Source organism: uncultured Pseudokineococcus sp., assembly GCF_947495735.1.
GTDB lineage: Bacteria > Actinomycetota > Actinomycetes > Actinomycetales > Quadrisphaeraceae > Pseudokineococcus.
Genome location: NZ_CANMAA010000010.1, coordinates 128815 through 144124 on the forward strand (window position 1 = coordinate 128815; position 15310 = coordinate 144124).

The window sequence follows — 15310 nt, forward strand, 5'->3', positions numbered from 1 at the left end:
GGGCTCCAAGGCCCCAGCTGCACCCCCGTTTGCGATGAGCCCAATTAGGTTGACGGGCACGTCAGCACTGCGGCCGACCACGGGGGAAGCACGTTGAACACCACCAGCACGCCCACGACGACCGAGCCGAAGGACTAGCAGGTCCGCCTCGCCCTGCGGACGCGTCCTCTAATCAGCTACGCGATGGCGCACAACCGCATCGAGGTGGTCGACGCGCTCGCCCTCGTGAACCGCGGCCCGCAGCTGCGCGGGTCAGGCTGCGGCTGCAGCTCAGCGACGCCGAGGGGCCGATCGGGTCACCGCACGAGCTGGTCATCGACGTCCCCGCCGGCGAGAAGGCCGTCTACCGCGACATCCGGATGACCGTCGACCCGGCGGTCATGCTGCAGGTGGAGGAGCAGCGGCCGGGCTTCATCCGCACGTCCCTCCTCGTCGACGGCGAGGAGGCCGGCAGCAAGGAGCGACCGAGGACGTCATCGAGCAGCTCAGCCTCGAGATGCTCGCCGCGCACGTCATACCCAACCACCCGGCGATCGCGCCGCTGCTCAGCGAGGTGGCCGACTGGCTCGGCGCCTCGACCGGGAGCCCGTCGGTGCAGGGCTACCAGGCCGGCGCCGCGCGGGTCGACGAGATCGTCCGCTGCGTCTACGAGGCGATGCAGGCGCGCGGCATCCGGTACAGCGAGCCGCCACCCAGCTGGCCCGACCACGGGCACAAGGTGCGCAGGCCGGCGAGGTCCTCGAGGGCCGCGTGGGCACGTGCCTCGACACCGTCGTCGTCATGGCCGCCGCGCTCGAGCACGCGGGTATCCACCCGGTGCTCTTCCTCGTCAAGGGCCACATCGTTCTCGGGTTACTGGCGGGAGGAGCGCTCCCGCGGCAACGCCGCCCAGACCGAGGTGGCTGACGTCGTCAACTACGTCGACCTGGGGCTCATCGGTCTCGTCGAGACGACGATGCTCACGGCGTCCGATTACCCCACGCCGTTTGCCCTGAGCAGCGGCAGCCCTACGCCCGTACCTCACGGGCGACATGAGCGCCGTCTTGGGCGTCACCGACGTGCACCAGGCGCGCCGTGACGGCGTCCACCCGCTGCCCGCCAGGACCCGAGCCGACGACGGATCCGTCACTGTCACCACCTACAGCCCGGCCGCGCACGCGACGCTGCCCGGCACCACCGCCAGGCAGCGCGCGCCGCAGCCGGTGCGGGACCGGCAGGGACGGCTCGTCCCCGCCGGGTGGGGCAGTGGAAGAACGCGCTGCTGGACCTGAGCCTGCGCAACCGGCTCATCAACTTCACCGACCGGGCGCGGCTGTCGCTGGCGGTGCCCGACGCCCACCTCGGCGACCTCGAGGACGCCGTCCACGCCGGCACGCCGATCGAGCTGCTGCCCTCGGACCAGGTGGCCGCCATCCAGGCCGAGCGCGGCATCGGCTTCGGCCGTGACCTGCCGCAGGAGCAGCTGGCAGAGCTGCTGCTCGGCAAGCACGCCGTCTTCGCGGATGCCACCGAGGCTCGCTACGACACGACCCTGCGCGGGCTCGCGCACAAGGCCCGCACCATCACCGAGGAGACGGGCGCCAACAACCTCTACCTGGCCCTCGGCACGCTGGTGTGGACCCTCGACGCACGCCAGCTGCGCTCCCCGCTCGTCCTGGTGCCGGTGACGCTCAAGCCCAGCGGTCGCGGCGGTCACTACCGCCTCGTGCTCGACGAGTCCGGCATGTCGACGCCCAACTTCTGCCTGCTCGAGAAGCTGCGCCAGGTGCACGGCCTGGAGATCCCCGACCTCGCCGAGCCGGCGAGCGACGGCTCCGGCATCGACCTGGACGCCGCCCTGACCGCCGTCCGCGTGGCTGTCGCCGCCAAGGGGCTGCCCTTCCGCGTCGAGCCGACGGCGGACCTGTCGATCCTGCAGTTCGCCAAGTTCCGGCTGTGGAAGGACCTCGACGAGAACTGGGAGGCGCTGACCGGCAACGCGCTGGTCCAGCACCTCGTCAGCACCCCCACCGAGCCGTTCACCGACCCGGCGCCCGACCCCGGTGAGGTCGACCTCGACGAGCTCGCCGCCCGCTGCCCGGTGCCGGCGGACTCCTCCCAGCTCACCGCCGTGGCCGACGCGGTCGCCGGCCGCACCTTCGTCCTCGAAGGACCTCCGGGCACCGGCAAGTCGCAGACCATCACCAACCTGCTCACCCGTGCCGTGGCCGACGGCCAGCGCGTGCTCTTCGTCGCCGAGAAGCGCGCGGCCCTGGACGTCGTCAGCCGGCGCCTGCACGACGTCGGCATGGGCGCCTTCTGCCTCGACCTGCACGACAAGGCCAGCCGCCCCAAGCAGGTGCGCGAGCAGATCAAGCGCGCCCTCGACCTCGCGCTGGAGACGGACGAGACCGGCCTGTCCGCCGACCTCGAGGACCTGCGCTCCTCCCGCCGCGCCCTGGTCCGCTACGCGCGGCGGCTGCACGAGCCGAACAGCGCCGGCCACTCCCTCTACGGGGCGCAGGATGCACGACTGGCCCTCGGGGACGACGTCGAGGCCATGCCCGTGCCGGAGGCCTTCGCCGCGAGCGCGCAGGCCGACGCCGTCGCGCGCGTGCGCCGCGCGCTGGCGGACCTGCCCGACGTCTCCGACCTGGCGCAGCCCTCGCCGACGCACCCGTGGGCCTTCGTCGACCCGCCCATCGGCACGGCGCTGGACGTGGACGCCGTGCACGCCGCGGCACGCGAGCTCGAGGCGGCCGTCGCGGCGCTGCCGTCCGACGGCGCACTGGCCGAGGCCGTCCGCGCGGCCCGCACCCCCGCGGACCTCGTCGCCCTCACCGGGGTGCTCGGGCCCACGCCCGGTCTCGAGGTGCTCGACGAGGCCCGCACCCCGCGGTGGCAGGACGCGACGGGCTCCCTGGCCGGGGACATCGCCGCCTTCGCCGCGGCGTCGCACCCCGGCCTGGACTCGGCGACCCCCGCGGCGCTCGACCTCCCCCTGGCCGACATCCACGCCGAGGCCCAGGCCGCGGCCGCGTCGGGCTTCTTCGGGCGGAAGAAGCGCCTGCGCGCGGTGCTCGTCCGCCTGGAGCCGGCACTGCGCCCCGGTGTGGAGGTCGCGCCCAAGCAGGTGCCCGAGCTGACCGGCGCGCTGCTGCAGGTGCAGGGCGTGGTCCGCGGGCTCGCGGGCCGGGCCAGCACCATCCCCGGTGTCGTCGTCCCGCAGACGTGGAACCCGCTGACCGACGAGGGGCGGACGCTCGTCGACCGGCAGGTGCAGTGGCTGCGGTGGGCTGCGGCGCAGGTGGACGCCGGTGGCCGTGACGGCGGCTTCGTCGGCGCGCTGCGGCGCTTCGTCGGCACCGGTGCCGGTACGGACGCCGCGAGCGCTGCCGCCGTGACCCGGGTGAGCGCGGCGGTGGCGCAGCTGGTGGCGGCCACCACGAGTACCTCGTCCGACCTCCTGGCCGCGTGGACCGGTGACGGCGGCCTGCTCCCTCGGTGGGTCGAGACGTCGCCGGCCCGCGCGGTCGGCTCCCCGGGGCTGACGTCGCTGCGCCGCTGGCTCGCCCTGCTCGAGCAGCTGGAGCCGCTGCGCGCCGCGGGTCTGCAGGAGGCCCGCACCGCGCTGCTGCGCGGAGAGCTCGACGCCGACGAGGCGGCCCGCGCGTTCGACCGCGGCCTCGCCGACGCCTCGCTCGCCGAGCGGCGCCGCGGAACGGGGCTCGACGCCTTCGACGGTCGGGTGCACGAGCGAGCGGTCGACCGCTTCACGCGCTCCTCGTCGTCCGTGCGCCAGCACCTGACGACCGCGCTGCCGCAGCAGGTGCTGGCGTCCAGGACGCTCGACCCGTCCGCCGGGCGCAGGCAGGTGGGGCTGCTCAAGCGCCAGCTCGCCCGCCAGCGCGGCGGCATGCCGGTCCGCGAGCTCATGCAGAACTTCCACAACCTCATCACGCAACTCATGCCGTGCGTGCTCGTCAGCCCCGACTCGGTGGCCCGCTTCTTCCCGGCCGAGCGGGACCTCTTCGACGTCGTGGTCTTCGACGAGGCCTCGCAGGTGCGCGTGGCCGACGCGGTGGGCGCCATGGGTCGCGGCCGCTCCGTCGTCGTGGTCGGCGACAGCAAGCAGATGCCGCCCACGTCGTTCGCGGAGTCGAGCCTCGCCGACGACGACGCGGAGGTGGCCGAGGACGTCGTCGAGGACGAGGAGTCGATCCTCTCCGAGTGCGTGCAGGCGGGCGTGCCGCAGCAGTGGCTCTCGTGGCACTACCGCAGCCAGGACGAGTCGCTCATCGCCTTCAGCAACCGGCAGTACTACGACGACAAGCTCTCCTCGTTCCCCGCGCCGGTGCACGGCCCCGCCGACCCCGGTGACGGCGGCCGCGGCGTCTCCCTCGTGCGGGTGGACGGCATCTTCCACCGCACCGGCAAGGGCAAGCTGCTGCGCACCAACCCGGTCGAGGCCGAGGCCCTCGTGGCGCAGATCCGGCGGCGCTTCGACGGCTCCCCCGACGAGGCACCCTCGATCGGCGTGGTGACGTTCAACCAGCAGCAGCGCGCCTTCGTCGAGGCGCTGCTGCGGGACGCCGACGACCCGCGGCTGGCCGAGGCGCTGGACGCACCGGAGGGGCTCTTCGTCAAGAACCTCGAGAACGTGCAGGGCGACGAGCGCGACACCATCTTCTTCTCCACCGGGTTCGCGAAGAACGACAAGGGCGCGCTGCCGCTGAACTTCGGCCCGCTGAACCGCGGCGGCGGCGAGCGCCGGCTCAACGTCGCGGTGACGCGGGCTCGGCGGCAGGTCGTCGTCTTCTCGAGCTTCGACCCGTCAGCGCTTCGTGCCGAGGAGACGAGCTCGCGCGGCATCAAGGACCTGCGCGCCTACCTCGACCTCGCCGAGCAGGGCACGGACGCGCTGCCGCAGGACACCGGCCGGCGGCTGGTGCAGGACCGGCACCGCGAGGAGATCGCCGAGGCGCTGCGAGCGCGCGGGTACGTCGTGCGCACCGACGTCGGGCTGTCGAGCTTCACGATCGACCTCAGCGTCGCCCGGGCCCACGCGCCGGACGTTCCGGTGCTCGCCGTCCTGCTGGACGGCCCCGCGTGGGCGCAGCGGCGCACGACCGGCGACCGCGACGGGCTCCCCCGCGACGTGCTGTCGCGAATGCTGCGGTGGCCCGCCGTCGAGCGGGTGTGGCTGCCGTCGTGGCTGGACGACGCCGGTGCCGTCGTGGACCGGCTCGCGGCCGCGGTGGACGCCGCTGACGTGACGGCGCCCCGGCCGACGAGTGCCGCCGCGCCGGCCGAGGCGAGCCTGCCGGCACCGCGAGCGGAGGTCGCCGCGCCATCCGGCCAGACGGAGGACCCCGAGGAGCCCTCCGAACCGGCACCGCTGCGGTCTTCGGCCGCCGTGGTGGACGCCGACCTCGGCCAGAACTGGGGTGACGTCTTCGCCGATGCGACGGGGAGCCTGTTCGACGACCCGCGCCACCTGTCGTCGCAGCCGACCACCACGGAGGCGGCCCCGGCCAGCAGCGCTGCCTCGGACGTACGCGACTACCTTCCGTGGTCGCCGCGCCCCCTCGGCGACGTGGCCACGCTCGACGCTCTTCCTCGACGCGAGGCGGTGCGCGCCGTCCGCAGCGCGCTGGAGGAGGTCGTGGCGGCGGAGGGCCCGGTGCACGCCGATCGCCTGGCGCGGCTCGTCGCCGCCGGCTTCGGGCTCGGGCGGGTGAGCGAGGCCCGCAGGGCCGCGGTGCTCGGCTGCCTGCCCGACGCGCTCGTCGTCGACGACGTCGAGCCGGTCGTCTGGCCGGCCTCGCTCGATCCGTCGACGTGGCGCGGCTACCGGCGCACGCCTGCCGGCGTCGACCGTTCCGTCGAGCACCTGCCGCTGCGCGAGGTCGCCAACGCGATGGTCGACGTCTGCCGCTCAGCTGGCGGCATGAGGGAGGACGAGCTGCTGCGCGAGACGCTCGCCGTGTTCGGCGGGCGGCGCCTCACTGCCGGAGTCCGTGAGCGTCTGGCGCAGACCCTGTCGCTGGCGATCAGCGACGAGCGCCTCCGTCGGGACGGCGAGGTGCTCCTCAGCACGTGAGGTGACGAACGACGACTCGCGAGGCGAGTCGTCGCCGAGGTGTGCCGACTCCAGGACATCGAGACTCCGGACTGTCGGACCTCCCGTCCACGATGCCCGACATGGCAGCCGCTGCACATGACGGTCCGAGAGGACTTCTCCGAGCGCTAGAAGCTCGCCGGCGTCGCCGAGGTGGCCAGCCGACGACCTCGCCGAGCGGTGGACCGGAGGAGGACGTAGCCGACCCGCCCGAGCGACTGCCGGACGAGCGGACGAGACCGCTGCTGATTCCCCTCGCCGTCGCAGCCTTCGCAGGCGTCGTGCTGTCCGTGCTGCGGTCGCCGTTCGTCGACGCAGCGTCCCCTTCCGCTGGCCCCCCGCTGCTCTCGGCGTCTCGGACACCGCCGCCGTGCTGGGTGTCCTGACGGCCGTCATCCTCGGCGCCGTCCTCGAGGGACGCGGAGCGGCCGACCGCATCGATGCGCTCCGGCGTGAGGGAGCGGCCGCTCTGCGCGCGGAGGAGACGAGCCTCGTCCGCCGCTACGAGAGAGCCACCGGATTGTCGTGGGCCGTGGCCTCCTTGGCGACCGTGATCGGCACGACCAGCGTCGTCGCCGTCTTCCCGGGGGACCTCTTCGCCGCCGTCATGGTCATCCTGCTGACGGTCCTCGTCGTATCCCTGTCGTCCTTCGTGTCGACAACGTCGCGCGACGCCCGGGTCGCGCTCCAGAGGGAGAACGACCGGCGGCGGCACAGAGAGGTGCGAGTTCTGCGGACGGTGGAGAGTCGCTGGAGATCCACACACCGACCACAGCGGCAGCACGGGACACGTCGGGTCGTCGTCGCGGTCGCAACCCCGTCGGCAGTGCTGGGCGTCGCCGGTCTCTACGCCTTGCCGGCGCAGCGGACGCCGGCGATGGGTCTCCTCCTCCTGGTCGCCGGAATCACGCTCCCTGTCGTGACCCTGACCGTCGTCCTCGTCGTACGCGCCGGAGCCCTGCAGAGGACGTTTGAACGCGTCGGACCCTGGCTCGGGTTCCTCCCGATCTGGCTCCTCGTCGTCGTCGTCGCGATCGCCGCCGTCGGTGTGCTCGGCGGAAGCCGGTCGTGGTTCGCCATCGCAGCGGTGGTCCTGCTGGTCGTCCACTTCGGGGCCGGCTGGTGGGCCTTCCGCGGGCTCTTCTGGCAGCAGGGCGTGTTCCGGCACCTCCGCCCCCATGTCGCGAACCGCGTCGCCGCACGGGCGGACGCCCTTGAGCGGCCCGCTGAGACGAAGCCCCCACGCAAGCCCCGGTCACGCCTCGTCCGCGAGTGGCAGACGATGACCGGGCAGGATGCCCGCGACGACGACGGTTCGCTCGTCTGAGCGACTGACGAGATGTCAGACGAAGACGTCGAGCCGATCCACGATCAGGTCCGCGACGTCGAGCAGCCTCCGCACCACCGACAGGTCGGCCACGACGTCGTCGCTCGTCACGGTGCTGCGCGGCGCGTACTCCACCGTGTGCCGGGTCGTGCGCATGCGGGCGAAGGCCCGGAAGGCGTCCCGCGGGGGCGGTTGGGTGAACTGCGCCCGGATCACCTCCTGCACCGCGACGTGCCCACCCCTGCTCGTCGGCCGGAGCCCCTGGGCCTGGAGCAGCGCGGTGAGGCCCTTTCGTGCGGCGTCGTAGAGGAGCGCGTAGGCGCCGTCCGGATCCGCGTCCGCCACAAGCTCAGCACTCCGGACGTGGGCGCGTGCGGTCGACAGCAGCGCGCGGGCATCGTCGAGGTCGGCCACCACCTGTTGGAGACGCCCTTCTGCGACAAGGCGACGGACCTCGTCGCGTCCGGTCGGCCACGTCATGCCGTCGGCTCCGTCGGCTGCGGCTGTCGACCGACGTCCAGGCGGACGTGCGGCCGCCGCTGCACGTCGCGGGAGAAGGCGTCGTCCGCCCGCTCCCACGCTGCGCGGGTGCGGAAGACCACCTGCACCGGTCGCCGGAGACGGGGTACGAGCGCCTCGACGCGCTCGTGGGCGTCGTCGCGGTCGACGTCGCCGACGACCACGACGTCGACGTCATCAGGTGACCGGCCCGGCTCTCCGAGGTAGCGCGCCGCCCACGAGCCGACGAGGAAGGCCTCCTCGAGACCGTCCACGCCGCTGAGGGCGTCCTCGACGAGGGCCTTCGGCCCGTAGGCCACGGCGACGAGCTCAGCCAGAGGTCCGTTGACGGGGTTGTCCCCCGGTGCGACCAGCCGTGAACGGCCCACTCGCCGGTCACGGAAGATGCCCGCCTCGACCAGCTTCTCGACGTCGCCGTGGAGGTTGCCGGCATCGGCTCCCACCTCACGGGCCAGGTCGGCGATCGACGCCTCCCGGTTCGGATGCAGCAGGACCGCCGCCAGCAACCGGGCCTGCGAGTCCCGCATCAGCGGGATCAACGCCGAGCCCTGTCGTGTCATGGAGACACGATACCGCGTTCGCACGACACGATGGGATCCCGCATGACCCGGTGCACCGAGAGGACCGGCGCCCCCAGCCTGACCGACCTGGAGCCCGGTGGCCGGCCGCCTGCGCCCCCGGAGCCGCCGTCGTCCACAAGAGCTCCCCCGAGCTGTCCTCGCCTCCGGTTGACTGCCTCCCGTGCCGAGCCTTCTCGACCACCTCGCCGCCCTGCCCGCCGACGCGCTGGCGGCCCTGCTGGGCCACCGCCCCGACGCCGTCGTCCCGGTCCCGCCGCGTGACCTGGCCGAGCTGGCGGCGCACCTCGACGAGCCGTCGTCGGTCGGCGGCGCCCTCACGAGGGCGCCGCTGCCCGTGCTGCAGGTGGTCGAGGCGCTGCTCGTGGCCGGTGACCGGCCGTCGGAGGCCGCGCTGCGGCGTCTTCTGGGCCTCGAACCCGACGACGACGCGCTGGCGCCGCCGCTCGACTGGCTGGCCGAGCGGGTGCTCGTGCGACGCGACGGCGACCACCTCGTCCTGTCACCCGGCCTGCGGGAGGTCATCCCGTACCCGCTGGGCCTCGGCCCGCCGCTCGCGGTCCTGCTGCCGGAGCTGACCGTGGCGCAGCTGACGCTCCTCCTGCGGGCCCACGGCCGCCCGGCGCCGGGGCGGAAGGCCGAGTCCGTCGCCGCCGTCCACGCGCTGCTGTCCGACGGCGACGCCGTCCGCCACCTCGTCGACCACCTCCCGGAGGACATGCAGCGGGTGGTGGGGCGACTGCTGACGGGCGGGAGCGCCGCCGAGGACGAAGAGACGCTCGAGGAGATCTACGGCGAGGACGAGGGCTACGGCTATCGGCGGGTGGACGAGGCGCGCCGCTGGGCCGTCCACCACGGCCTCGCGCTCGGCGAGGCCTGGGGCTACGAGGCCGTCGTCCCCGCCGAGGTGACGCTCGCGCTGCGTGGCGCGGGCTGGACGGCGCCCTTGGACACCGAGCCACCGGTCGTGACGCCCGTGCGCGCGGACCCCGCCGCCGTCGAGCGCGAGCAGGCGGCCACGGCCACCTCGTCGGCGGCGCTGGTCCTCGCCGTCGCCGACCTCGTGCGCTCCGACGGCATCCCGCTGCTGCGCTCCGGCGGCGTCGGCGCCCGGGAGCTGGCCCGTCTCACCAAGCGGCTCGGCGCACCGGAGCGCGACGTCCGGCTCGCCCTCGGCCTCCTCGACGTCGCCGGCCTCGTCGAGCCCGTCGGCGAGCACCTCCGGGCCGGCGGCGAGATGCCCGCCTGGCGCGCCGCCGAGCCGGCCGTCCAGCACGCCGCCGTGCTGCGGGCCTGGTGGGGCGCGCCCGAGGTCCTCACGCGCCGCACCCGGGGCGGGCGGGCGCTGCCCGCACTCGCGCCCGTCGGCGAGGAGGTGCCCGGAGGGGTCCTGCGCCGCGCGCTGGTCGGCACGCTGCTCCGCCACCCCCCGGGCGAGGGCCTCACGTCGCAGGACGCCGAACGGCTCGTGGGCTGGTACCTGCCCGCCGTCGTCGACCCCACCGACGGCGAGGGCCTGCCCGCGACGTGGGCCGAGATGACGGCGCTGGGCGTCGTCGCGCACGGTTCGCCGACGCCGCTGGGCCTGGCGCTGCTGCACGGCGACGACGAGGCGCTCGTCCGGGTGGCCGCCGCCGCGCTCCCGGCCACCGAGGACGCCGCCGTCGTGGGCGCCGACCTCACGGCCGTCGTCCCCGGCACGCCGTCCGGCCGGGTCACCGCGCTGCTCGACGCCTGCGCCGACCGCGAGGGCCGGGGCGGCGCCGTCGTCTGGCGCTTCACCCCCGGCAGCATCCGCCGCGCCCTCGACGCCGGCTGGTCCGGCGAGCAGCTGCACCGCGAGCTCGCCGACGTCGCGGGCGCCCTGCCGCAGCCGCTCGAGTACCTCCTGGCCGACGTCGCCCGCCGTCACGGCTCGCTCCGGGTCCGCGAGGCCGTCTGCGTCGTCCGCGGCGACGACGAGGCCCTGCTCGCCCAGGCGGCCGCCGACCGCTCGCTGCGCGCTCTCGGCCTCGTCCACGTCGCACCGACCGTGCTCACCGGGACGCAGGACGCGGCGACGACCCTGGGGGCGCTGCGCGCGGCCGGGTACCTGCCGGTCGGGGAGGACGCCTCCGGCGCCGACCTCGTGCCGCCGCGCCCGGACGACCCCGGCGAGGCCGCCCGCTCCCCTGCCGCCGCGGAGGAGCGGGTGCGGCCCACCGTCGCCGACGTCGCCCCAGAGGTCGGCGCCCCCGACGTCGAGGCCCTGGCCGCCGCCCTCCTCGCCGGCGCCCCCACCGGCGCTCCGGACGACGAACGGGAGGCTGTGCTGCGCCGCCTGGCCCCGCGGCTGAGCCCGATCGCCCACCGCCTGCTGCTCCACGCCGTCGACACCGGCGAGCCCGTCGTCCTGCGCTACCGCTCGAGCACCGGGCGCTTCACCACCCGCGCGGTCAGCGAAGCGCGGCTGCGCGGCGGCGTCCTGGTCGCGTGGTGCCACCTGCGCGACGACGAGCGGGCCTTCGCCCTCGACCGGGTGCTCGAGGTCAACGCTGGCGTGTGAGCGAGGACGATCGCCTCGATGGTGGCACCGAGGCGTGGCGCGACGGTCGCACTCGCGCCCATGACGACGATCTCCTCTCGCGACCTGCGCGACCACACCGCCGAGGTGCTGCGCCGGGTCGCCGACGGCACCCCCGTCACCGTCACCGTGGACGGATCCCCGGTCGGGGAGACCACCGCCGTCCGTACCGGCCGTCGCCCGTTCTCTCCCGCGCGGACCTCGTCGACCTGCTGAGTCGACGCCAGGCCGACCCGGGCCTGCGCGACGACCTCGCCGGCGACACCACCGACGAGCTGCCATCCCCGTGACGCCGGGCCAGCGGTGCTCGGCGCGAGCGTGCTGAGCACCCGGAGCCCGCCCCGCGTCCCGCACGAGGTGGAGCCGTGACGACGGACTGAGCGGCGCGCTCAGCGGCGCACCACGAGCAGCACCGCGTCCCCCGGCCGCAGCTGCGCCGCGCGGTCGACGTCCTGCGCGACGACGACGCCGATCACCGGGTAGCCGCCGGTGACGGGGTGGTCGGCGAGCAGCAGCGTCGGCAGCCCGGACGGCGGCACCTGCAGCGAGCCGCGGACCACGCCCTCGCTCGGGAGCTCGCCCTCGCGGGCGCGCACGAGCGGCTCGCCCTGCAGGCGCACGCCGACGCGGTCGGCGTCCGCGCCCGTAGTCCACGTCGGGCGGGCGAGGGCGTCCACGGCGTCGGGGGCAAACCGGTCGCCCCGCGGCCCCGGGACCACCCGCAGCACGACCGGCCCGCCGCGGTCGAGCCCCCCGGGGGGCGCGCAGTCGACGACGACGTCACCGCAGCCCTCCTCGCCCGGGTCGCCGACGGGCAGCACGCTCGTCTCCGTCACGGCGTCGGGCCCCAGGCCGGCGAGGACGTCGGTGGAGCGGCTGCCCAGCACGGGCGGGACGACGACCCCGCCGCGGACGGCGAGGTCGGCGCGGACACCCGTCGCCGCGGGCCCCAGCGAGAGCTCGGCGACGTCTCTGCACCGTCAGACCCGGACGCCGTCAGACCCGGACGCCGTCGCCACCCCCTCGACCGTCGCCCGCACCGCCTGCGCCCACGGCGTCGCGGTGAGACCGAAGACCTCCGTGGTCTCGGTGGCGTCGAGGACGAAGTCGGCGTCCCACTGGTGCCGGATGGCGACGATCTCCCGCATCTGCCCGCTCACGAGGCCGACCGCCCGCAGCGCCGGCCACGGCATGCCGCTGACCTTCGGCGCCGGCAGCCCCATCGCCGCAGCGACGTCGGTGAGGGCCTGGCGCTGCGAGCGCGGCTCCCCGCTCGGGACCATCCAGGCCCGGCCCCACGCCCGCTCGTCCGCGCCCAGGTGCACGAGCGCCCGGGCGAGGTCGGGCACGTAGGTCCAGCTGTGGAGGGCGTCGGGGTCGCCGACCACCCAGGCGCGCCGTCCGCGGCGCAGCGTCTCGACCTGCCGCGCCAGGTGCGACTGCGCCGGCGGCACCGCACCGACGAAGTCCGAGGCCCGGACGTCGACGACGCCGCGCACCCGGCCGGCCTCCTGCGCCGCGAGCGCGTCGCGCCACATCGCCGCCCGCAGGGCGCCCTTGGCCTCGGTCGTGTCGTAGGGGTCCGTCGCCGTCATCGGCCGGCTCGGGCGGGGGTAGCCGTAGAGGTTGCCGGTGACGGCGAGCACCGCGCCGCTCTCCTCCGCGGCCCGCAGCAGCGCCGCGGCGATCGGCGGCCACTCCCGCGCCCAGCGCGTGTAGTCCTTCGGGTTCACGGCGTTGTAGAGCACTTCCGCCCCCTTCGCCGCGCCCGCGAGCGCGGTCCCGTCCGCCGCGTCGACGGCGACGTGCCGCACCTGCGCAGTCGACCGCCCGCCGCTGCGCGACAGCACGACGACCTCGTGCCCGCCCCGCACCAGCTCCTCGGCCACCGCGGACCCGACCGGCCCCTTGCCCACCACCACGTGACGCCCCATGACGACCTCCTCAACGAGTGCACTGGTCCCTTCCGAGAGCACTGTTCTCCTTCGACGGCCTCCGCGTCAAGAACACTGCTCTCGTCGGTGAGCACCGCTATGGTTGTCGGGTGGTGAGCACGGCGAGGGAACGCGCCCGGGAGGCGCTGACGGCGGACATCGTGGCGACGGCGCGCGGGCAGCTGGCCGAGGTCGGCGCCGCAGCGCTCTCGCTGCGGGCGGTCGCGCGGGAGCTGGGGCTCGCGTCGTCGGCGGTCTACCGCTACGTGCCGAGCCGCGACGACCTGCTGACGCGGCTGCTCGTCGCCGCCTACGAGTCGCTGGGCGCCGCCGCCGAGGACGCCGACGACGCCGCCCTGGCGCCGCGCGAGCGCTGGGTCGCCGTCTGCCGGGGCGTGCGGACGTGGGGGCTCGCGCACCCGCACGAGTGGGCGCTGCTCTACGGCTCCCCGGTGCCCGGGTACGCCGCGCCGCAGGACACCGTCGTGGCGGCCGGCCGCTCGGCCGCGGTCTTCGGCGGCGTCCTCGGCGACGCCGCCCGCACCGGCCGACTGGCCGGGCGCCCGCCCGTCCCGGGTCGCGCCGACCTCGTCGGCCCCGCCGTCGTCCCCGTCCTGGGCGGGGAGCACCCCGCGCTCGACGACGACGCCCGCAGCCGCGCCGTCCTCGCCTGGAGCTCGGCTCTCGGCCTCGTGAGCTTCGAGCTGTTCGGCCAGCTCGTCGGCGTCGTCACCGACCGGGACGCCTTCTTCGCCGAGCAGGTGGGGCGGCTGGCCGATGTCGTGGGTCTGCAGGGCTGAGGACGAGAGGACCTCGTCGACCGGGGCCGCCCCGGGCCAGCTCGCGCCTGCACCCGTGACGCCCAGTCAGCCGCTCGCCCCACGGCGACGACGTCCGCCGGCGCGCTGCACGTCGCCTCCGTGCGGTGCACGGAGCCGGCACGTCCCCTCGCATCCGCGGGCGGCGCCGCGTCACGTCGCGTCGCCGCTCGCCGGCAGGAGACCGGCACCTGACGCGAGACCATCCGACCCGTCCGTCGTGACGGGCCCCGGGTCGGCCCGTGGATCTGGTGCGCGGTCGACGCCACGCGCCGGCGGCATCCTCAGGCCCGCAGACCCTGTCGCAGCTCCCCGAGCGCCTCGCTGAGGCTCACGCGCGGAGCCCAGCCCCACCGCTGCACGCGGTCGGTGACCAGCTGTCCGGTCCACTCCTCCTCGTCGGTCCACTCCGGCTCCACGCCCAAGGCCTCGCAGACCGCGCCGAGGTAGTCGCGCCACGTCGCGGGCTCCCCGGCGACGATGACCGGCGTCGTCGCGCCGGCCACCGGTCCCTGCTCGGGGTCGTCGTCGACGGTGGGGATGGTCCCGGCGGCCACGTCCGCGACGAGGGTCGCCAGGTCGTTGACGTGGATCCATGCCCACGTCTTGTCCGGGTTGGCCGAACGCTCGCCGTCGCGGACCTCCTGGGGCCGCAGCGTGTTCCACACCGACGTCTCTCCGGCGCCCATGATGGCCGGCGGGCGAACCAGCACCGTCGTGAGGCCCTCGACCTGCGCCAGCGCCGCGTCGGTGGCGTTCTTCGTGTCGGGGTAGTCGCCACTGCCCTCGGGGAGGAGGGACCCGTCCTCGGCCACGTCCCCGACACCGGCGGACCGGTCGTAGACGCCCGCCGTCGACACGTGGACGAGCCGGGCGACTCCCGCGTCGCGCGCGGCACGGGCGAGGACCGGGGTGCCCTCGACGGCCACCTGGTGCTGGACGTCACGCGGCGAGCCCATCGGGTGGACGGTCGTGATGACGGCGTCGGCGCCCTCGGTCACCTCACGGGCGAGCTCGGGATCCGCGAAGTCGCCCACGAACTCGGTCACGCCCTCGAACTGGGGAGCGGTCCCGGCGCGACGGACGACGGCCCGCACCTGCGCCGAGTGCTCGATGAGCGCGTGGCACACCGCGGTGCCCACCAGCCCGTTCGCACCGGTCACCACGACGACGGGGGGCGGGTTCTCAGACATGACGACCACCCTGCCAGTGGACGCGCGCCACGGCCCTTCGACGGCTCCAGGCCCCAAGAAAGGCCGCCCGGCAACCCGGTCCTCGTCCTGCCGCGGTGCACGACGAGAGTCAGAAATGCGAGAAGCCGCCCCCGGCACCCTCACCCGCGCCCTCCCGAAGAAGACCACGAACAAGGAGCCAGGAACGGCTTCCCACAAAAGATGTCCGGCGGCGACCTACTCTCCCACGCAGTCCCCCACGCAGTACCATCGGCGCGAACGGGCTTAGCTTCCGGGTT

General features: G+C 75.0%; 11 protein-coding genes and 1 rRNA gene. 5 read left to right on the forward strand and 7 right to left on the reverse strand.

What is annotated here, in order from left to right:
* Nucleotides 1–645: 645 nt before the first annotated feature.
* A complete protein-coding gene (locus Q0848_RS13860; RefSeq protein WP_299038528.1) occupies nt 646–840 on the reverse strand; it encodes a hypothetical protein in 195 nt (64 codons plus the stop codon).
* A 397-nt stretch (nt 841–1237) separates the two neighbouring features.
* Here Q0848_RS13860 and Q0848_RS13865 point away from each other — a divergent pair, with 397 nt between their 5' ends.
* On the forward strand, nt 1238–6082 hold the full coding sequence (locus Q0848_RS13865; protein WP_299038531.1) for a DUF3320 domain-containing protein: 4845 nt from the start codon (nt 1238–1240) through the stop codon (nt 6080–6082).
* 388 nt (nt 6083–6470) lie between these two features.
* Nucleotides 6471–7427, forward strand: a complete 957-nt coding sequence (locus Q0848_RS13870) for a hypothetical protein (protein ID WP_299038532.1) — start codon at nt 6471–6473, stop codon at nt 7425–7427.
* A 15-nt stretch (nt 7428–7442) separates the two neighbouring features.
* On the opposite strand, the gene Q0848_RS13875 is transcribed toward Q0848_RS13870, so the two are convergent.
* Together Q0848_RS13875 and Q0848_RS13880 are read right to left on the reverse strand one after the other, a co-directional pair.
* On the reverse strand, nt 7443–7844 hold the full coding sequence (locus tag Q0848_RS13875) for a hypothetical protein (RefSeq protein ID WP_299038534.1): 402 nt from the start codon (nt 7842–7844) through the stop codon (nt 7443–7445).
* Nucleotides 7845–7903: 59 nt separating this feature from the next.
* Complete coding sequence (locus Q0848_RS13880; RefSeq protein WP_299038536.1) at nt 7904–8506, reverse strand: hypothetical protein; 603 nt, start codon at nt 8504–8506, stop codon at nt 7904–7906.
* Between the two features lie 181 nt (nt 8507–8687).
* Here Q0848_RS13880 and Q0848_RS13885 point away from each other — a divergent pair, with 181 nt between their 5' ends.
* A complete protein-coding gene (locus Q0848_RS13885; protein WP_299038538.1) occupies nt 8688–11069 on the forward strand; it encodes a helicase-associated domain-containing protein in 2382 nt (793 codons plus the stop codon).
* Between the two features lie 60 nt (nt 11070–11129).
* Nucleotides 11130–11303: a type II toxin-antitoxin system Phd/YefM family antitoxin gene (locus Q0848_RS13890; protein WP_299038539.1), complete on the forward strand. Its 174-nt coding sequence runs from the start codon at nt 11130–11132 to the stop codon at nt 11301–11303.
* Nucleotides 11304–11476: 173 nt separating this feature from the next.
* Here Q0848_RS13890 and Q0848_RS13895 read toward each other — a convergent pair whose 3' ends face one another.
* The gene (locus Q0848_RS13895; RefSeq protein ID WP_299038552.1) at nt 11477–12040 is read right to left on the reverse strand and encodes a biotin-dependent carboxyltransferase family protein; all 564 of its coding nucleotides are present in this window, start codon (nt 12038–12040) and stop codon (nt 11477–11479) included.
* 27 nt (nt 12041–12067) lie between these two features.
* The gene (locus tag Q0848_RS13900) at nt 12068–13021 is read right to left on the reverse strand and encodes an NAD-dependent epimerase/dehydratase family protein (protein ID WP_299038542.1); all 954 of its coding nucleotides are present in this window, start codon (nt 13019–13021) and stop codon (nt 12068–12070) included.
* A 110-nt stretch (nt 13022–13131) separates the two neighbouring features.
* On the opposite strand from Q0848_RS13900, the gene Q0848_RS13905 reads away from it, so the two are divergent.
* Nucleotides 13132–13821: a TetR/AcrR family transcriptional regulator gene (locus tag Q0848_RS13905; RefSeq protein ID WP_299038544.1), complete on the forward strand. Its 690-nt coding sequence runs from the start codon at nt 13132–13134 to the stop codon at nt 13819–13821.
* 302 nt (nt 13822–14123) lie between these two features.
* On the opposite strand, the gene Q0848_RS13910 is transcribed toward Q0848_RS13905, so the two are convergent.
* Both Q0848_RS13910 and rrf read right to left on the reverse strand, forming a co-directional pair.
* Nucleotides 14124–15032, reverse strand: a complete 909-nt coding sequence (locus tag Q0848_RS13910) for an NAD(P)-dependent oxidoreductase (RefSeq protein ID WP_299038547.1) — start codon at nt 15030–15032, stop codon at nt 14124–14126.
* A 203-nt stretch (nt 15033–15235) separates the two neighbouring features.
* Nucleotides 15236–15310, reverse strand: a 5S ribosomal RNA gene (rrf, locus tag Q0848_RS13915); the annotation flags it as partial.

Coding starts and splice junctions, on each gene's coding strand:
- Q0848_RS13880 (WP_299038536.1), bottom strand. CDS start 8,506: ATGACACGACAGGGCTCGGCGTTGATCCCGCTGATGCGGGACTCGCAG.
- Q0848_RS13900 (WP_299038542.1), bottom strand. CDS start 13,021: ATGGGGCGTCACGTGGTGGTGGGCAAGGGGCCGGTCGGGTCCGCGGTG.
- Q0848_RS13890 (WP_299038539.1), top strand. CDS start 11,130: ATGACGACGATCTCCTCTCGCGACCTGCGCGACCACACCGCCGAGGTG.
- Q0848_RS13910 (WP_299038547.1), bottom strand. CDS start 15,032: ATGTCTGAGAACCCGCCCCCCGTCGTCGTGGTGACCGGTGCGAACGGG.